The sequence below is a fragment of the Bradyrhizobium sp. Leo170 genome, from assembly GCF_004296405.1.
GTDB lineage: Bacteria > Pseudomonadota > Alphaproteobacteria > Rhizobiales > Xanthobacteraceae > Bradyrhizobium.
This window is the reverse complement of the sequence record NZ_PSRR01000856.1, coordinates 1-541: the sequence shown is the minus strand read 5'-3', so window position 1 is coordinate 541 and position 541 is coordinate 1. Positions and strand designations below refer to the sequence as shown.

Here is a 541-nt window from a genome sequence, read left to right as displayed (position 1 = left end):
CGGTCGGAGCCAGGTCCTTGGCGTGGGCGAAGCGGGCGATCACCGAGCAATCGATCCGGTCGGTCTTCTCCAGAATGCCCATCGCCTCGGCATAGCGGCGAACACTGCGGGGGTTGGTCAGCGCACAGCTGATATTCCTCCCCCAGAGCTCGACGAATGCTCCTCGCTCGTAGCCGCCGCTGGCCTCCATCACCACCAGCGTGACCGCGTGTTCACGACAGAACGCGGCCAGTTCTGCAATGCCCGCCGGATCGTTATTGAAGCTCGCAAACCGATGCCCGGGTTCGATGCAGACATCGAGCGTGGCTTTCGAAACGTCCACTCCACAAATCGTCTTCTTCACGGTAACCTGCCTTGTCCATGCGATCGGAACTCAAGCGACTGTTCGGTCGTGCGTGACATGGCGAAGATCCCAGAGCTCATCCACGGTTGTGGCCGGAGGGGTAACGGGCGACTTCGCCACGCACCTTGGCCGGTGGCCACCGGCCAAGGTGCTAAGTCGCTTCCATCGCACAGATCATGGCCGTGCAGATACAAGGGG

Annotated in this window: 1 protein-coding gene; it reads right to left on the bottom strand. The window is 61.7% G+C overall.

Annotated features, from left to right (window positions below):
• Nucleotides 1–343: IS110 family transposase (locus CWO89_RS45105; protein WP_165421637.1), on the bottom strand; the 343-nt coding region annotated here is incomplete at its 3' end.
• Between the last annotated feature and the right edge of the window lie 198 nt (nt 344–541).